29 protein-coding genes are annotated in these 14,467 nt (G+C 42.0%); 27 read left to right on the forward strand and 2 right to left on the reverse strand.

The genetic code is table 11. The features are described from left to right. Positions 1–11: 11 nt before the first annotated feature. From ssb to NSQ91_RS13915, 9 genes are all read left to right on the forward strand, one after another. Positions 12–488, forward strand: a complete 477-nt coding sequence (gene ssb / locus NSQ91_RS13875) for a single-stranded DNA-binding protein (RefSeq protein ID WP_339248105.1) — start codon at positions 12–14, stop codon at positions 486–488. Positions 489–504: 16 nt separating this feature from the next. Beyond that, a complete protein-coding gene (locus NSQ91_RS13880; RefSeq protein WP_339248107.1) occupies positions 505–927 on the forward strand; it encodes a hypothetical protein in 423 nt (140 codons plus the stop codon). 5 nt (positions 928–932) lie between these two features. Next, positions 933–1,994, forward strand: coding sequence for a replication protein (locus NSQ91_RS13885; protein WP_340918285.1), 1,062 nt, complete (start codon positions 933–935; stop codon positions 1,992–1,994). After that, positions 1,995–2,981, forward strand: a complete 987-nt coding sequence (locus NSQ91_RS13890; protein WP_340918288.1) for an ATP-binding protein — start codon at positions 1,995–1,997, stop codon at positions 2,979–2,981. Next, positions 2,978–4,084, forward strand: coding sequence for a DNA polymerase III subunit beta (dnaN, locus tag NSQ91_RS13895; protein ID WP_340918290.1), 1,107 nt, complete (start codon positions 2,978–2,980; stop codon positions 4,082–4,084). The genes NSQ91_RS13890 and dnaN overlap by 4 nt, the downstream gene beginning before the upstream one ends. 3 nt (positions 4,085–4,087) lie before the next feature. Next, positions 4,088–4,756, forward strand: coding sequence for a dUTP diphosphatase (locus tag NSQ91_RS13900; protein ID WP_340918292.1), 669 nt, complete (start codon positions 4,088–4,090; stop codon positions 4,754–4,756). Next, positions 4,753–5,274, forward strand: coding sequence for a DUF1064 domain-containing protein (locus NSQ91_RS13905; RefSeq protein WP_076189964.1), 522 nt, complete (start codon positions 4,753–4,755; stop codon positions 5,272–5,274). The genes NSQ91_RS13900 and NSQ91_RS13905 overlap by 4 nt, the downstream gene beginning before the upstream one ends. Beyond that, the gene (locus tag NSQ91_RS13910) at positions 5,222–5,413 is read left to right on the forward strand and encodes a hypothetical protein (RefSeq protein ID WP_340918300.1); all 192 of its coding nucleotides are present in this window, start codon (positions 5,222–5,224) and stop codon (positions 5,411–5,413) included. The genes NSQ91_RS13905 and NSQ91_RS13910 overlap by 53 nt, the downstream gene beginning before the upstream one ends. Before the next feature lie 68 nt (positions 5,414–5,481). Further along, on the forward strand, positions 5,482–5,859 hold the full coding sequence (locus NSQ91_RS13915) for a hypothetical protein (protein WP_076189965.1): 378 nt from the start codon (positions 5,482–5,484) through the stop codon (positions 5,857–5,859). Positions 5,860–5,879: 20 nt separating this feature from the next. On the opposite strand, the gene NSQ91_RS13920 is transcribed toward NSQ91_RS13915, so the two are convergent. Beyond that, positions 5,880–6,101 (reverse strand): helix-turn-helix domain-containing protein, encoded by a 222-nt coding sequence (locus NSQ91_RS13920; RefSeq protein ID WP_076189966.1) that lies wholly within the window; start codon positions 6,099–6,101, stop codon positions 5,880–5,882. A 157-nt stretch (positions 6,102–6,258) separates the two neighbouring features. Here NSQ91_RS13920 and NSQ91_RS13925 point away from each other — a divergent pair, with 157 nt between their 5' ends. Genes NSQ91_RS13925 through NSQ91_RS13940 form a run of 4 tightly spaced genes read left to right on the forward strand, consistent with a single transcriptional unit; the run spans position 6,259 to position 7,996 of the window. Continuing rightward, positions 6,259–6,462: a hypothetical protein gene (locus NSQ91_RS13925; RefSeq protein ID WP_076189967.1), complete on the forward strand. Its 204-nt coding sequence runs from the start codon at positions 6,259–6,261 to the stop codon at positions 6,460–6,462. A 20-nt stretch (positions 6,463–6,482) separates the two neighbouring features. After that, on the forward strand, positions 6,483–6,656 hold the full coding sequence (locus NSQ91_RS13930) for a hypothetical protein (RefSeq protein WP_179086242.1): 174 nt from the start codon (positions 6,483–6,485) through the stop codon (positions 6,654–6,656). A 60-nt stretch (positions 6,657–6,716) separates the two neighbouring features. Further along, on the forward strand, positions 6,717–7,391 hold the full coding sequence (locus NSQ91_RS13935) for an HNH endonuclease (RefSeq protein WP_076189968.1): 675 nt from the start codon (positions 6,717–6,719) through the stop codon (positions 7,389–7,391). A gap of 11 nt (positions 7,392–7,402) precedes the next feature. Then, on the forward strand, positions 7,403–7,996 hold the full coding sequence (locus NSQ91_RS13940; protein WP_340918306.1) for a sigma-70 family RNA polymerase sigma factor: 594 nt from the start codon (positions 7,403–7,405) through the stop codon (positions 7,994–7,996). A 259-nt stretch (positions 7,997–8,255) separates the two neighbouring features. On the opposite strand, the gene NSQ91_RS13945 is transcribed toward NSQ91_RS13940, so the two are convergent. Continuing rightward, positions 8,256–8,756 carry a hypothetical protein gene (locus NSQ91_RS13945; protein ID WP_076189970.1) on the reverse strand — a complete coding sequence of 167 codons (501 nt, stop codon included), beginning with the start codon at positions 8,754–8,756 and terminating at the stop codon, positions 8,256–8,258. A gap of 279 nt (positions 8,757–9,035) precedes the next feature. Here NSQ91_RS13945 and NSQ91_RS13950 point away from each other — a divergent pair, with 279 nt between their 5' ends. The 14 genes from NSQ91_RS13950 (at position 9,036) to NSQ91_RS14015 (ending at position 14,455) form a co-directional block, all read left to right on the forward strand. Then, positions 9,036–9,173: a hypothetical protein gene (locus NSQ91_RS13950; protein ID WP_179086243.1), complete on the forward strand. Its 138-nt coding sequence runs from the start codon at positions 9,036–9,038 to the stop codon at positions 9,171–9,173. Continuing rightward, complete coding sequence (locus NSQ91_RS13955) at positions 9,170–9,526, forward strand: hypothetical protein (protein ID WP_340918310.1); 357 nt, start codon at positions 9,170–9,172, stop codon at positions 9,524–9,526. The genes NSQ91_RS13950 and NSQ91_RS13955 overlap by 4 nt, the downstream gene beginning before the upstream one ends. Positions 9,527–9,725: 199 nt before the next feature. Continuing rightward, a complete protein-coding gene (locus tag NSQ91_RS13960; protein ID WP_340918312.1) occupies positions 9,726–9,956 on the forward strand; it encodes a hypothetical protein in 231 nt (76 codons plus the stop codon). Between the two features lie 94 nt (positions 9,957–10,050). Then, complete coding sequence (locus tag NSQ91_RS13965; RefSeq protein WP_340918315.1) at positions 10,051–10,470, forward strand: hypothetical protein; 420 nt, start codon at positions 10,051–10,053, stop codon at positions 10,468–10,470. A gap of 3 nt (positions 10,471–10,473) precedes the next feature. Beyond that, positions 10,474–11,553, forward strand: coding sequence for a DNA-methyltransferase (locus NSQ91_RS13970; protein WP_340918318.1), 1,080 nt, complete (start codon positions 10,474–10,476; stop codon positions 11,551–11,553). A 65-nt stretch (positions 11,554–11,618) separates the two neighbouring features. Continuing rightward, positions 11,619–11,843, forward strand: coding sequence for a hypothetical protein (locus NSQ91_RS13975; protein WP_340918320.1), 225 nt, complete (start codon positions 11,619–11,621; stop codon positions 11,841–11,843). A gap of 211 nt (positions 11,844–12,054) precedes the next feature. After that, on the forward strand, positions 12,055–12,273 hold the full coding sequence (locus NSQ91_RS13980) for a hypothetical protein (RefSeq protein ID WP_076298317.1): 219 nt from the start codon (positions 12,055–12,057) through the stop codon (positions 12,271–12,273). Next, complete coding sequence (locus tag NSQ91_RS13985) at positions 12,270–12,848, forward strand: hypothetical protein (RefSeq protein WP_340918325.1); 579 nt, start codon at positions 12,270–12,272, stop codon at positions 12,846–12,848. Before NSQ91_RS13980 ends, NSQ91_RS13985 begins: the two co-directional genes overlap by 4 nt. After that, positions 12,838–12,981, forward strand: a complete 144-nt coding sequence (locus NSQ91_RS13990; protein ID WP_340918327.1) for a hypothetical protein — start codon at positions 12,838–12,840, stop codon at positions 12,979–12,981. Before NSQ91_RS13985 ends, NSQ91_RS13990 begins: the two co-directional genes overlap by 11 nt. Beyond that, a complete protein-coding gene (locus tag NSQ91_RS13995) occupies positions 12,981–13,289 on the forward strand; it encodes a hypothetical protein (RefSeq protein ID WP_340918329.1) in 309 nt (102 codons plus the stop codon). Before NSQ91_RS13990 ends, NSQ91_RS13995 begins: the two co-directional genes overlap by 1 nt. Further along, on the forward strand, positions 13,282–13,449 hold the full coding sequence (locus NSQ91_RS14000) for a hypothetical protein (protein ID WP_340918333.1): 168 nt from the start codon (positions 13,282–13,284) through the stop codon (positions 13,447–13,449). The genes NSQ91_RS13995 and NSQ91_RS14000 overlap by 8 nt, the downstream gene beginning before the upstream one ends. A 106-nt stretch (positions 13,450–13,555) precedes the next feature. Continuing rightward, positions 13,556–13,807: a hypothetical protein gene (locus NSQ91_RS14005; RefSeq protein ID WP_076304718.1), complete on the forward strand. Its 252-nt coding sequence runs from the start codon at positions 13,556–13,558 to the stop codon at positions 13,805–13,807. Between the two features lie 87 nt (positions 13,808–13,894). Then, a complete protein-coding gene (locus NSQ91_RS14010; RefSeq protein WP_340918336.1) occupies positions 13,895–14,035 on the forward strand; it encodes a hypothetical protein in 141 nt (46 codons plus the stop codon). Between the two features lie 42 nt (positions 14,036–14,077). Beyond that, positions 14,078–14,455, forward strand: a complete 378-nt coding sequence (locus tag NSQ91_RS14015) for a YopX family protein (RefSeq protein WP_340918338.1) — start codon at positions 14,078–14,080, stop codon at positions 14,453–14,455. Positions 14,456–14,467: the final 12 nt, after the last annotated feature.

Raw genomic sequence — 14,467 nt, forward strand, 5'->3', positions numbered from 1 at the left:
AGGTGCTATAAATGCTCAATAGAATTATTTTGATTGGTAGACTGACCCGTGATCCTGAACTTCGTTATACTCCTGCTGGTGTTGCCGTGACGCAGTTCACTCTTGCCGTAGACCGCAACTTTACCGGTCAGAACGGGGAGAAGGAAGCGGACTTCATTCCAGTAGTTACCTGGCGGCAGTTGGCTGAGACATGCGCGAACTATTTGCGCAAAGGACGGCTGACAGCAGTAGAGGGACGTATTCAGGTCCGCAACTACGAGAATAACGAAGGGAAGCGTATTTACATCACTGAGGTCATTGCGGATAACGTGCGATTCCTGGAGTCCAACAGAAGCAATGAACACGGTGGCAGCAATTCATCAAGTAGTAATGAAAATGGTAGTAGCAGTCAAAATAGAAACTCTAGCGGTCAAAACGGAGGTTATGGTGATCCATTCTCTGGCGATGGCAAACCCATAGACATAAGCGATGACGATCTTCCATTCTGAGAACGGAGTTGTAAGCATGGAGGAAGAAAACGAGTTCGACCTTGCGGCTTACATAGAGCAAGTAGATTTAATGAAGAAACAGGCTAATGTTTTGCCTGAGAACAACCCAGCATCATTGCAAGAAAAGATTGAGTTACTTACACAGTGTCATGAACTGGCTGGAGAAATTTCAAGTGAATGCGACAGGCTCTACAAGCGCATTCACGTCCAGCGTGACATGGACTATGCAGAGGCATATATTTCTGCCAAGGCACCTAAGAAGGAGCGTGCAGAGTTGGCTACAAGAGAAATTAGAGTGCTTGAAGCAGAATCCTATGGTCGCTCAATGAAATGGCGTAACGAGTTTAAAAGTCTTCAGGAGAACATTCACACCCTCAAGCTGAAAATGAAAGTTAATTTTGCTGATGGGACGATGTACAGCAATAGTTATCAGAGGTGAGGTGATTGGCGAATCCACAACCAGAGAATGGCTTTGTAAAGCTTGCCAACGAGATATGGAATGAAATCATACGTCGTGATTTTTCCAAGCGTCAGAAAGACATCATTCTCTTCATATGGCGGTTGTCGTATGGGTGTCAGAAGAAAACAGCATCGATACCTTTGCTCAAATACTTCGAGTTATGTGGCGTTGGATACCAAAATATTCGAAAGGAACTTGATCATCTATCCAATTGTCGAGTGATAGTTTGGAATAAAAATAACAATATTTTTGCGGTGAACAAAGATTATGAGCAGTGGCAGATTAGTCCGGTAAAGGGATGGAATGAAGAAATATTCAAGGATTTAGTTAGTAAAAACATCAACTTTAAAAGTGGCGGAACTTCTCAAAACAAGAAGCCCGAGAAATCGAAGGTACATGGAATTATCATCATGGCTTCTCAAAACAAGAAGTTGTTACTTCTCAAAACAAGAAGCTCGGGCTTCTCAAAACGAGAAGTTGAAGGTGCCTCAAACCCTTGCGGCTGTAAGGCGAAACGCGTCTCTAAAAACATTATTAAAAACATTATTAAAAACAATAGTAGTTGTTGTTTAGAGGAGGACACTGAAATGGACAAAGGACTTTCAAACAAAATCAAATCAGATAGCCAGGATGCCGTTCCTGCCGGGGATGCCGACTCCAACCGGAAAGCTGCTGAATTTGATTATCGTAAACAAGTCACAGACCTTTATCTCAAACGCAGAGCAAAGGGACTTGATCTTACGGTTAATGACGAGTTGTTTTTAGATCAACTCATTGCAGACGGAGTTCCGATCTCCGTTGCCATTGACGGCATCAATCAATCCTTTGACAAATTTAAACCTAAACATAAACGAGACGAGATCAAAAGCATCAAGTACTGCGAAGGACGCATTTATAATTTATTATCCGAGCAAGACGGAAAAATAGACGAACAGAAAATTAATCTAGTCATAGATTCTGAAACTAAAGCTGAACCCGATTATGATCAAGAAGAATATCAAAAAAAGCTTGAGCGTTTGAAAGCCAAGCGTGAGGCTGTGGTGTGAATGGGGAACTTAGGTGATGAACTGAAAAAACTTATCCCAAAGGGATTTGCCGAGCGAAAAGCCGCAGTAATAAAACGGCTAAAAGAACACCCTGAAACGAAAAGAATCAAAGAAGCTTTTCCTGATCGAGTGGACAATTTGACGCATCCGACCAATTACGGTTCGTTATCACGACACCTTGCTAGTTTTGATAACTGTAGAGGCTGCAAAGACTTAGTTGGTTGTCAGAACGACCACAAAGGTCACTGTAGCGTTGTGGAGGAAAATCCAGATGATGACAAGGGGCTAATTTACAGGCTCCAAAAATGCCCGCTGCTCCTTTCTCACGAGAAACAGCAAAAGGTTATGGGGAAGATTAAAAGTCATTTTATTCCTGATCACATTGTGAATGCGACTTTTGAAAGTATCGATCTTGACTCGCATAGATCTGCTGCAATCATAAAGGCTATGGACCTATGTGAGAACTTCGAAGTTGGAAAGAGCAAAAAAGGGCTTTATTTATACGGTCAAATGGGTGTAGGCAAAAGCTTGATCTCCGGTGCGATTGCTCAGGAGTTAGCTTCTCAAGGAGTAGACGTTGCAATGGTCTATGTCCCAGACTTTATGTCTGAGGCGAAGGATGCTATTGGATCTAAGACAGAAACAGTGTTGTCTAAACTAGAGGCCTTACAGAACGTTACAGTGCTCATCTTAGATGATATCGGAGCTGAGTACCTGACTACATGGACGCGGGATGAAATACTGGGACCCATTCTACAACGCCGAATGGAGCGATTAGTCACAATTTACACGTCGAACCTAACGATCAAGGAATTGCGGCAACACTTGATAAACGTCAAAGATGCCGCCAAGACCATGGATCAGCGTCAACATGAAAAGAAGGCTGAGAGAATCTTAGAAAGGATAGAGCCATTTGCTGAAGTGCTGCATGTAGGTGGGCGGAATCGACGTAGGGATAATTCGCATAACACAGGAGGAAAGTTATGAAGATATCAATCGATAAGCATATTCTTATCAAGCCGTTAGAACAAGCGGCTAAGTTCCTACCATCAAAAAATGTTATTCCGATATTGGCTGAATTTCTTTTTGAAGCAAAACATGACGGACTATACATCACCGGTGGAAACGGAACTCAGTTTCTACAATCAAAAATTGATTCGGATGATTATGAGTTGATCAAGCCTGGTTCAGCGACTATACCAGGGAAAAGAATCGCTGAGATCGTGAAAGTAATGAAAGGTGTAATCGATATCGAGACAGTCGGATTCGAGACTGTGATTAAGAGTGGAAGAAAGAAATATGACCTTCCTGGCTTAGATCCAGAAGAATATCCTCAATTCATCGAAGATCCCGATGGTGCTTCGGTAGAACTAGAGGGACGAGCGTTAAAAGTTTTAGTCAAAGAGACGGCCTATGCAGCATCAGAAAGCGAGGCGACACCGATTTTAACCGGACTTCGCGTTAGGTTTCAAGACAACATGATTAATGTCACCAGTACAGACCGGCATAGATTGTCATCTTCGGTACAAGTGGCAGATAACTTGATCGAAATGCAGATCATCGTGGGAGCCAAGACAATGTCCGATCTTATGAATCTTATCGGACCAGAGGAGAAGATAGTAATTAAATTGGTTCAATCGAAACTTGTAGTCGCGACGAAGAATTTCATATTTTGTTCTCGGGTCTTAGAGGGGACATATCCAGACGTAGACCGAATGGTACCAATAAACTATCAATCGACACTTCGGGTAAATCGGGAATTATTGATCGATGCCCTCCAGAGTGTGAAGATTATCATCAAAGATCAAAAGTCCAAAGTTACTCGGATGCATGTAGGAGAGGTTATTGAACTCAAAGCTGCAGCTGAAGGCGTAGGAAAAGTAAATGAATTTGTAGATATCATCTCACTTCAAGGAGAAGGATTTAAAGTTGCGTTTAACGGGGAGTACTTCCTTGAAGCTGCTGACTCCATTAATTCCAAGGAACTTATCATAGGGTACTCGGGTATGACGAACCCCATCTTAATCAAAGACGCTGATGACGAGCGAAATTATAGAATTGTTCTTCCATATCGAACAACGGAGGTATAAGGAATGACACTTACTCTTGAAGAAATGTACAACATGCAAAAAGAACTAGATATAAAGATCGTTGCAGAAAAAGGACTGGAAGGTCAGGATCTGCTTTACAAGCGAACACTGGCTCTCCAAGTCGAGTTGGCAGAGTGCGCAAATGAGTACAGGGGATTTAAGTTTTGGAGTGATCGCAGCGAACCGAAGCATGGATACGATGCCCTGATTGAATGTCCGAAATGCAGCGGAAAGGGATTTTGGTTTAGTGGAGAACGCGTTATCTGTGGTCGTTGTGATGAAAAAGGGAAGATTATCAATCCACTTCTGGAAGAATTCGTTGATTGCGTTCATTTCTTCCTGAGTATCGCAGGTCATTTTGGATGGCTAGAACATCTTTATATTTCTGAGGATGCGATCGAGGAAACGAGAGATGAAGGTTTAGATGGGGAAGTAACAGGTGCATTCTTGGAATCCATGTATTGGCTCATGAAATTTCACATGGAAAAAGATCGCGATGAGAAAATTGAGGAGAAGCTCGGGAAGACAAAGCGTGAAATGTGCTTCAGAAACGCTTGGTATGTATTTTTAGCTATCGGTCTTGTTGGTTTCAATTTCACATTCGAGCAGATAGCCGATGCTTATGCAGCCAAAAACAAAGTCAATCATGAACGACAGGTGAATGGATATTGAGCAAATATAATGCAATGAAAGTTATTGTCACTCCGGACGGAACGCTGTTCGAAGCGGCGCTTGTTACAAAGTACAACCTTAAAATTAATGGCATCAAGTTTGACAGTAAAATGGAAGGTGAGTATTACCAATACTTACTACAGTTAAAGAAAATAGGATTAATCAAAGATTTTAGTACCCAACCCAAGTACGTACTCCAAGAAAAACCTAAGATCACATATATAGCAGACTTTTTGGTTACTGACTTGGATGGATCGGAACGAGTGATAGACATTAAGGGTGCTGAAACGGCGGTGTTCCGTACAAAACTGAAACTCTTTCAAGCTAATTATCCTACTTTGCGCATCGAAATACTTACAAAGAAACGTGGAGAATTTGTTCCACTGGATCAAGTCAAAAAAGAAAAGGCTGCCCGGAAACGGGCTGCTAATAAAATAATCAAAAAGGCAGAAGGGAAGATGAAATATGAGCGTGCCAGTTACCCCAATGGACGTAGTACTCGCAAGCCAAGATATTGAAAGATATTTGGATGAACATGATAAAGGCGAGTTGTCACGGATTATTTGGAAAGTAGAACAGTTAAAGGCTGCTGAGAATGATCCAAACCAATTCACTGCTATGCTAGCAGAAAATGCGTTGTTTGTAGCAACGGAGTGATTAACGGAGGGCGGTAAGCACCTAGACAAGGTGATTGAGAAAAAATAATTGTGAGGTGGACAACAAAAATGACCGCTGAAGAAATCATTAGAATGACTCCAGGTAAAGAACTGGATGATCTGGTCATAGTAGTAGGTTTAGATGATGGATTTTCTCCTTCAACAAATATGAATGATGCTTGGATATTAAGAGGTCATTTCATAGATCAATTTGGTGGTGGATTCGAAAACGTTAGATATTGTGATGATTTTCCTGAACACTGTTGCTGGGATAACGATGGAAAGAAGGTTCTTGTATGGGCAAAGACAGGCGCAGAGGCAATAACGAAGGTGGTAGCATTAGCAGTTCGGGATCTATATGGAGATTTTCATCCGTGGGTATTGTTCCCTGAACTACAAGGGCGGTTCATAGAAAATCTCAAGCAAAACACAACGTTGTTCAAATAAACAAAAGGAGCATAGAGGATTTATTCCTCTTGCTCCACCTTCAACTCTATCAATTCTTTTATGTCTTTCAATTCAAGAACCTCAGCTATTTTCTCAAGATGTTCACGGTTAATTGAGGTTCGCATGTTATTGCATATTTCACTTATAGCAGCTCTGCGAATACCCGTTTTCTCAGCAAGTTGCTTTTGCGTCCAACCTCGATCATCAATGAGTGTTTGTACATTAAGAATTATTGAAACCATGCGTTCTTCCACCTCCAGTGAGTAGATTCTATCACAAGAATTATAATTCCGCAATTTCGTAATTATGGTGTTGACGATACGAAATAACGGAATTATAATGAAGACATAAATACGATATAACGAAATATAGTAATTTTTATATATCGGAGGCATGATTATGGATCTAATCGCTCGACTTGAAGCCTATGTAAAGGAAGAGATACAGCCCAAGTACACATACCCTATTGGGCTAGTGCATACAAAGGCGTTCGAAGAAGCAGGGAAAGGTCGATTGTATATTTGGATTGATAAGGGCGTGACATTTGATCACAAGTTCATTGACTTGCCAGAGAAACTATATACTTCAGGAAAAATTTCCTGACCATGTGAATGGAGGGCCTTATGCCTGAGAAAACGATTAACCTTGCTGAACTGGACAATGAGCCACAAGAGATCAGAGAAGCTATCGCATTTTATGCAGCACATACCGTATTGCCAATACACTTCACCGCTGATGAGAGAGAACGCCATTATGCAACTCTCGAACAGGCTGGTTACTTGGAGCGAATCTCATAAACCGTAGTAAAAGTGCATCTTTCTAGTTCTAAATTGAATTACAAGAGGTGTTAAAGAGCAATGGCCCATCAGACATTCTGGAAGCCCGAAAAGAAGGTTAAAGAGAAAAAGACATATAAAAGTTTGCAATCAAATAAACCGAAGGCTAAAAAGGAAGTCCCAGAATGGAAGAAGGATATCCTTGCTCACCACAAACCAGGACAGAGTTCGAAGGATCGGTGTGACTTTACTAAGGCAGTAATTGATGAACTCATTGCAGAACAAGGTGAAATATGCCCGTGCTGCAAGACAGCGGCATCAAATACCACTCACCATGTATGGCCTAGAGGCCGGAAGGGTCGAGGCGTAAAAACAAATGGGCTCAGGGTTTGCTGGCCTTGTCACGATAAGATCCAAACGAATGACGAACTCCTTCAATATTGGATTTCAGTATATCGTGAGAAATATGGTGATCACTTCTGGTTTGACGAAAAGGACTGGGAGGAATTTAACCATAAACAAAATGTTCTGCAACAGAAAGAACGTGAGAAACAAGAACGTCAGAATCAGATTAAGCCAGTTGTTGACTTGCTCAGCACTGCAGCTGGGCGAAGCCTCAAGGCAAAGGAACTGCAATTACTGCAATCCTTTGAAGAAAAGGATATGGCAGTATTCGCCACACTAATGGCTGACGTATTCGGCAGACCATTGGAAGAACCTAAGGTTTACAGCTATGGTGAACGTTTTGAAGATTAGGAGGATTAAATATGGGAAGGCAAGCCATTGTTCAATCGCGGATCAGAGATAGTCACCCCTTACTTGGTACCAAGGAACAATGCGTAAAAGATCATCGCAAGTTAGTCTTGAAAATTGCCAATCATTACCACTGCAAAACTTTCAGAACTGTAGATATTGAGGATCTAATTAGTGAAGGGAACTATGCATTATTAATGGCTTATGATAGGTTCGACGAGAAATCAGGATTGAAATTTTCAACATTTGCTTATCCCTACATTCAAGGGTTCATCATTAGATATTTGGAAAGTAAGGTAAATGCAATAAGGACGCCATCGCATAGTAAAGTACCACCTAAGCTAGTGTTGTCATTAGATAGTAAGATAAAAGGATCAGACAATGATGATTTAGTTTTTTCTAATCTTGTACCTACAAAACAAGACCTAAGTTTCATTGAGATTGAGGAATTCATCAATACCTTGAAAGAAACTGAAAGAACTATAGTTAACATGACAATGGATGGATACAGCAATGGCGAAACAGCCGCAGCGCTAAAAATATGCAGAAATACGGTTTCCAACATAAAGTTTAGAATTAGGAAAAAGTATCTCTTATATGTATCCTAATAATTCATATAACAACGTGATACTTGTATTTGTAGAAAACTTGATCCTACGTGGAGACAGTAAGTTGAGAGGAGGTAACTCATGAAAGTCCAGAATATTTACATCGCTCTGAGAAGTAGGCGGAAAATATTTAGCAGTATTGCTAAATATATGTTGAGTATATATTGCCTGAACATTTTTATTAATTCCATGACCTAATAAAGTTTCATAAGTATTAAAAAAATCCGGTGATGTCACCGGACAAAAATAAATTTTGAAGCTATGAGATGACCCACGTATTTGGTTCATTAAAAGAGAAATATTGGAAAACAGGAGGGGGCGGAAAGGGACCGGGACCGGGAGTCGGAGTACTAGGAGGCCAAGTAAATGCTTGATATAGCATGTAAGGTAACGGTGGGTTTGGAGGATTTGGAGTACCGGCATCAAACACTTGCGCTATCCATATCAAATAAGGTGTAAATGGTCCCGTTATTGTTGGACCATAAATTATAGTTGACCATGTGTTTTTGTACGCTTTTATCAAAACTGCACCAGGAGGAACAGGTAAAGAACGGGATTTTGGATTGGTTAAATTTTGTATCCTCCCATGAGCAATGTCTACAGCTTGTTGCATTTGTGATTGGGCTTCAGCCGGAGGAAGGCTCTTGAGATTATTCCACCAATTGATTTGATCTTGATTTGGATAATTTGCTGGACCAAAAAAGTGCTCTGTTTGTTTTGGCGAAAAAAAGGACTCATTTGAGCCGATATTAGCATTCATCCTATCGCTCCTCTTCTACAATTTCTAAATGAACTATTTAGTGAAAGTATATGCTCATGATACTAGTCTCAATTTCTTTTATTACAAATAAATTTTGAGGGGGTTCTAAATAATGAAGTTAGGATGATTACTCGAAAGAATACGGAACTTTTGGTTAATTTTAATTTGTATATCAATTAGAGATGTGGAAGTTGCAAATTGTTCAATCTCACAAATGACTCGCTAAGTATGGGAGATAGTGTCTTATTAATTCGCCTAACAATGAAGGAGAGATCTAAAGTGACTGAAGAAAAACGGAAACCATGTACACGCTGTGGACTCGATTATGGCTTCATAACGGATTGTAGGGAAGATGGTACAGAGTATGAATTCTGCCATAATTGCGGCATTCCTGTTGAGGAAGGTGAAGGAGCATGACACCAGAATGGATAGAAGAGAAGAAGCTTAAAAAGGGTGAGCGTGTCGTAATGCACACTTGCATTGAATCCGAGGAAGAACCAGGAAAGATATGGACGTGTAAGTCAGATCAGTTTACGCGAGGGAAGGGAGTATTTGCACAGGATTCTGTATTCCTCGAAGGGTACAGTGGATCATTTGCGCCTGAATTTCTACAAAAGGTCGCTTTGCCTTCAGAGGATGAACGTATGCTGGCTGCTCTAGAAGAGTCACAACAACGTATTGGGAAACTCGAACTGTATAACTCGAACTGTATATTAAGTCACTTGAATTCAACCGCGAGGATACTCAAAAACGTGCTAATGAGAAGTTAAGAGAACGCGACACTAAGTTAGCAGAGGCACAGCAGACCATAGCCCGACAACAGGAGGCGCTGGAGTTTTATGCAACAGAGGATAAGCATCGATGGAAACACATTGGTAATTATACTGAGTGCGAGTCATCGGCGATCCATCGCGATAGAGGACAAGTCGCCCGAGCAGCCCTAGGAAATAAGGAAGGGAGCGACAAGGCATGAGCCAAGAAAAGCCAATCGTAATAACGGTTTTGGTCAAGGATGGTGGATGCGACACTATAGGTATCCTGCCAAGTATGATCGGACCATTAGCAGAAGCAATTCGCAATAAAGGGTATGAAGTTGCTCATCTGCCTAGTAAGTCAATAGAGGTTGAAGGCATCCTAATAACGGGAAAAGGGATCGGTGAGCGAGTTATCATGCTCGGAATGGAGGGAGCCAAGGCATGATGATCTTCCTTTGTCTATGGATTGCTGGGTTATCAGGTTTTTACTGTGGGTACAAACAGGCTGAAATTAAGTACAAGCCGAGGGAGGGTAAGTCATGACACAGGTAAAGGATAAGACAGACCAGCAGCTTAACCGGGCGCTGGCGGAGTTGATGGGGTACACAGTCTACCACTATGACAAGGATGTTGCAGAGAGATGCTATTTTGAATTAACAGCTCCTGATGGATATCCGGAGATTGTATTCGGTGGAGAACGTATTACGGAGCTTGAAGCATGGGCTGACGTCCCTAACTACTGCAATGACCCAGCTGCCAGCCTAGAGGTACAGGCAAAGGCTATAGAGGTAGATGGTGTTGGTTACATACGTAATCTAGAAATCGCGAAATGGAAAAAAATCATGGCTCCACTTGCAAGAAAAGAAGTATCTGTTCTACTCACCGCCAGCCCCCGAGAGAGGGCAGAGGCGGCATATATCACGCTACAGGGGGCGCTTACTAGCTCTAAGGAGGAATGAAGTATGATCCTGCAAGGTGACAACATGAAGATCATGCCGACACTTGCGGCTGAGTCATTTAATACTTGCGTTACTAGTCCTCCATATTGGGGCTTGCGTGATTATGGCATACCGCCTACAGAATGGCCAGAAGTAACTTATACACCAATGCTGGGACTAGCACCTGTAACTATGCCAGCATGGACCGGATGTTTAGGGTTAGAGCCTTCACCTGATATGTTTGTCGCTCACTCGGTACTCGTTTTTAGAGAAGTATGGCGACTACTGAAGTCAGATGGAACCCTCTGGATGAATTACGGGGATAGTTATGCGGGAAGTGGCAAAGGTGCTTGGAAAAATAAAGATGCTCAAAAGGAAATCTATGTTCCTGATCCAGACAGTGAATTATCAAGAATACAAAAGAATCCTCATGGATTAAAGAATAAAGACCTAATCGGCATTCCGTGGCGTGTAGCCTTTGCCCTCCAAGCTGACGGCTGGTATCTCCGTATGGACAATATCTGGAGCAAACCAAACTGTATGCCAGAGAGCGTACAGGACAGACCAACGAAGGCACATGAATACTTTTTCTTTTTCTCAAAGTCCGAGAAATATTATTACGATAAGGACTCAATCATGGAGCCCTTAGCAGAATCGTCGATCAATAGAATATCTCAGGATCTAGAGCGACAAAACGGATCAGTAAGAGCGAATGGCGGGGCAAAAACAAACGGGAATATGAAAGCGGTTTTCACGGTCCGAGGATCAAAAGGAGTTATAGATAACCCACTTAATAAGGGATTGAGAGAAGAAGTTAAGACTTTTGAATTGCCACATATGAGGAATAAGAGATCTGTTTGGACGGTGCCAACAGCTCAGTTCTCAGAAGCACACTTTGCTATATTCCCCGAAAAACTCATTGAACCATGTATATTAGCCGGAGCTCCGGTAGGCGGTCATGTATTGGACCCGTTCGGAGGATCTGGAACAACATTAAAGGTAGCACTAGAAAATGGCCGTGAATGTACAATCATCGAAATGGGACCACAGTATGTTGAAATTGCAGAGCGCCGGACAGCCATCATACAACAGCATTTATTTTAGGGAGTAGGAGTATCCCTCCTCTCCCAAAGGCAGAGTAGACGCATATAGCGAAGGAGTGAATCAAATTGAAAAAGTACGAATGTATAAAAGGTTTTTCGATTGATAAATGTGACGGCGATGGTTTCACGATAGAAGAAAGCGGAATGCTTATTGAAAAAGGTTCACAGTGGTTCGATTATACAGAAAACTACCGTATAGTCGGTGGTGAAGTTCGGTTGGAGAACGAGGACGGAACATGGATAGAGATTTCGAAAGATGACGTTTCAGAGAGTTTCATAGAAATAGCTTAATGCGCATTCCGAACGAAGATATAGCACAGAAAGAGGTATGAACCTATGCGTAAGATCATCTGCAAATTACTAGGACACAAAATCGTTAATAAACACGGTCATTGGTATAGCTATTGCCTACGCTGCTGCAAAGACAAGGTTTGGGGAATGGATTAAAGATACAGGGACAGAGAGGGTTAATAGCCCTCCTCTCCCACAAGGAGGATATAACATGAAACTGAAATATACATGTCCACACTGCAGGATTAAATCTTACTCAAAACTTTGGAATGCCGAGACAATGAAAAAGTACGGAACATACTCAGATGAAATTTGCGAGATTCAACAAAGGGAAAACAATTCATTTCACATTTGCCCTAATCCAGAATGCAGAAAAGAGTCAGAAATGTTTAAAGGTGATTTGATCAGGATCGGGGAGGAAGCCCAATGACACAAAGGGACTGGCAAAAGGATATGGACTTGGTTCAGGGCACAATTAAGCATGATGCATTTCCTGCTTGGACAGAACCGATGCTTTACTGGCTCCAAGAAGCCAAAGAACTCCAAGAGATCGTGTCGGGACGTGGTAGAGAAATACTAAGACTTCGCAGCTTATTGGGAGGTCTCAATGATGAACTGACAGCAACAGAAGACCGAGCAGACGCAGCAGAGGCACGGGAACAACAACTAAAAGATGCGGTACAGCTTGCGGTTAACGATCTCGAACTATGGAGTGACAAAACACTGGCAGCAAAAGTTGTGTTAGGACAATTACAACGCACATTATCCACCCTTTACCCAGATACCCCAGCACCCACACCAGAGATCAAACAACAATTTGCCGCAAGACCATTAGACGAATGGCATGAAGAAATGGGAGATATGCTGTGGTGGATGTTTCCGATTCAGGAACCGCCATATTGCGGCAATCCACTGGATTCCGATTGGTCTGATTGTTATACGCACTGGACACCAATTGTGATTCCAGCAGACCCAGCACCCAAGGAGGGCGAACATGAAATTTAACATTCTCAAGGAACAAATGACTATACCAATTCCAAGATTCTTGGATGAGATCGGCATGAGCCCCAAATCCAAACTGCTGAGTATAGAAATCAAAGATGGTGAGGTAATTGTGACTGTTAAGGAGGCGGACTGATGATAGAACAAGCCAAAAAGGATATCGACTACATTATCTGGGTAGATAGAGAATCGGGCACGAGAGACTTTACCACGCCAGAACTGAAGGAATATGTTGCTGGTCAAAATAGATTGAAAAAGGCTACTGCTGTTTTATTGGCTGAATTAGAGAAAGCACGAGAAGATATCTCCGCTGCGCTTTATGAAATGGAAAATTTAGAAAAACTACTTCCTATACCTGAAAGAGGCTACGTACGGACACGCTGGAACAGCGTATTGAAAACACTAAAGTACGGATTTATACCCAAGGAGAGCACCAGTGATTAAACGGCTCATACGTAAAGCAATCATTCGATACGTCCGCCGGAACTTCGGTTCCTTCGAGCAAGATTCAATCCATGTGGTGATTATGAGCAAACAGGGTTACCGGTTCTTTCGGAACAATGTAAATCAATATTTGAAGGTTGAGGAAGGAGATAACCAATGACACTTGAAACGGTGATTGTGCCAGCGCTATTGTTCGTAGGCTGTTTTGGATTCTTCTGCGGGTACATGCAGGCGAAAATTAATTTGGACAGAAAGAAGGGCAACCAATGACACTCACAAGGGAAGATAACGATATACCGAAAATAATACGCCGAAACTTATTTCAACAAAAACATGGTATGCATTTCGACTTAGAGGATGTCCTTAATGATTCTGATTTGATGGAGAAGATCATCTATCTTTATGACATCGGTATAACAGTGAAGATGATAAAGGGCGCTTACTCTGACATTGAGAATGAGAGAGGCGAAGATAACCGAACAGTTACAGAGTCTATCGAAGGCAGAGAGTATTACTGATTGGCCGTCAGGCCTCCGATTCGACCGCATTACTTAGCGACAGCGGAGGCCGCAGGGCTGGATGAACTTATAAGGGGGCTGAGACACATGAAGCCAAAGGTGAAGAAGTGCCAAAAGTGCAAGACTGAGATGAAATACCAATGGTCTGATGGAGACGATTGCGGCGGCATTGAAGAATGGATGGAATGTCCGGAGTGTGGATCTACAGCAAAAGTTCCGAAAAAGTGACATTTAGGGGGCTGAGACCCCAATCAAAGGAGACGATACACGATGGGCAGAGAGATTAAATACAAGGCATGGTTGCCGACAATCAAAAAGATGACTTATGGTCATACGCTGGAACAATGGTTGCTGGACTTCCCGCACTTGGAAGATTTTTCAGAGGACACAGTTTGGCTGCAATACACCGGATTAAATGACAAGAAAGGCGTGGAGATATATGACGGAGACATCATAGATGGGAGTTGGATTAATCCGATGTCTCAAGAAAAAGTGATACGGCAATACAAAGTAACCTTCAACAAAGGGAAATATAATGCAGAACTAATCGGTCATCATCCATACGGTTCTACTATGCTTTACTTTGAGAACGAAAATGCTGAAGTTATCGGCAACATCTACGAGAATCCAGAACTAATAGAGGTATAAGGGGGAGAAGAG

The sequence above is a fragment of the Paenibacillus sp. FSL R7-0048 genome (assembly GCF_038004505.1).
GTDB lineage: Bacteria > Bacillota > Bacilli > Paenibacillales > Paenibacillaceae > Paenibacillus_AQ > Paenibacillus_AQ odorifer.

What these genes read in the sequence shown, in the direction of transcription:
- ssb (WP_339248105.1), top strand. Translation starts at nt 12, where the DNA reads ATGCTCAATAGAATTATTTTGATTGGTAGACTGACCCGTGATCCTGAA.
- NSQ91_RS13880 (WP_339248107.1), top strand. Translation starts at nt 505, where the DNA reads ATGGAGGAAGAAAACGAGTTCGACCTTGCGGCTTACATAGAGCAAGTA.
- NSQ91_RS13890 (WP_340918288.1), top strand. Translation starts at nt 1,995, where the DNA reads ATGGGGAACTTAGGTGATGAACTGAAAAAACTTATCCCAAAGGGATTT.
- dnaN (WP_340918290.1), top strand. Translation starts at nt 2,978, where the DNA reads ATGAAGATATCAATCGATAAGCATATTCTTATCAAGCCGTTAGAACAA.
- NSQ91_RS13900 (WP_340918292.1), top strand. Translation starts at nt 4,088, where the DNA reads ATGACACTTACTCTTGAAGAAATGTACAACATGCAAAAAGAACTAGAT.
- NSQ91_RS13910 (WP_340918300.1), top strand. Translation starts at nt 5,222, where the DNA reads ATGAGCGTGCCAGTTACCCCAATGGACGTAGTACTCGCAAGCCAAGAT.
- NSQ91_RS13915 (WP_076189965.1), top strand. Translation starts at nt 5,482, where the DNA reads ATGACCGCTGAAGAAATCATTAGAATGACTCCAGGTAAAGAACTGGAT.
- NSQ91_RS13920 (WP_076189966.1), bottom strand. Translation starts at nt 6,101, where the DNA reads ATGGTTTCAATAATTCTTAATGTACAAACACTCATTGATGATCGAGGT.
- NSQ91_RS13925 (WP_076189967.1), top strand. Translation starts at nt 6,259, where the DNA reads ATGGATCTAATCGCTCGACTTGAAGCCTATGTAAAGGAAGAGATACAG.
- NSQ91_RS13930 (WP_179086242.1), top strand. Translation starts at nt 6,483, where the DNA reads ATGCCTGAGAAAACGATTAACCTTGCTGAACTGGACAATGAGCCACAA.
- NSQ91_RS13935 (WP_076189968.1), top strand. Translation starts at nt 6,717, where the DNA reads ATGGCCCATCAGACATTCTGGAAGCCCGAAAAGAAGGTTAAAGAGAAA.
- NSQ91_RS13940 (WP_340918306.1), top strand. Translation starts at nt 7,403, where the DNA reads ATGGGAAGGCAAGCCATTGTTCAATCGCGGATCAGAGATAGTCACCCC.
- NSQ91_RS13945 (WP_076189970.1), bottom strand. Translation starts at nt 8,756, where the DNA reads ATGAATGCTAATATCGGCTCAAATGAGTCCTTTTTTTCGCCAAAACAA.
- NSQ91_RS13955 (WP_340918310.1), top strand. Translation starts at nt 9,170, where the DNA reads ATGACACCAGAATGGATAGAAGAGAAGAAGCTTAAAAAGGGTGAGCGT.
- NSQ91_RS13960 (WP_340918312.1), top strand. Translation starts at nt 9,726, where the DNA reads ATGAGCCAAGAAAAGCCAATCGTAATAACGGTTTTGGTCAAGGATGGT.
- NSQ91_RS13965 (WP_340918315.1), top strand. Translation starts at nt 10,051, where the DNA reads ATGACACAGGTAAAGGATAAGACAGACCAGCAGCTTAACCGGGCGCTG.
- NSQ91_RS13970 (WP_340918318.1), top strand. Translation starts at nt 10,474, where the DNA reads ATGATCCTGCAAGGTGACAACATGAAGATCATGCCGACACTTGCGGCT.
- NSQ91_RS13980 (WP_076298317.1), top strand. Translation starts at nt 12,055, where the DNA reads ATGAAACTGAAATATACATGTCCACACTGCAGGATTAAATCTTACTCA.
- NSQ91_RS13985 (WP_340918325.1), top strand. Translation starts at nt 12,270, where the DNA reads ATGACACAAAGGGACTGGCAAAAGGATATGGACTTGGTTCAGGGCACA.
- NSQ91_RS13990 (WP_340918327.1), top strand. Translation starts at nt 12,838, where the DNA reads ATGAAATTTAACATTCTCAAGGAACAAATGACTATACCAATTCCAAGA.
- NSQ91_RS13995 (WP_340918329.1), top strand. Translation starts at nt 12,981, where the DNA reads ATGATAGAACAAGCCAAAAAGGATATCGACTACATTATCTGGGTAGAT.
- NSQ91_RS14005 (WP_076304718.1), top strand. Translation starts at nt 13,556, where the DNA reads ATGACACTCACAAGGGAAGATAACGATATACCGAAAATAATACGCCGA.
- NSQ91_RS14010 (WP_340918336.1), top strand. Translation starts at nt 13,895, where the DNA reads ATGAAGCCAAAGGTGAAGAAGTGCCAAAAGTGCAAGACTGAGATGAAA.
- NSQ91_RS14015 (WP_340918338.1), top strand. Translation starts at nt 14,078, where the DNA reads ATGGGCAGAGAGATTAAATACAAGGCATGGTTGCCGACAATCAAAAAG.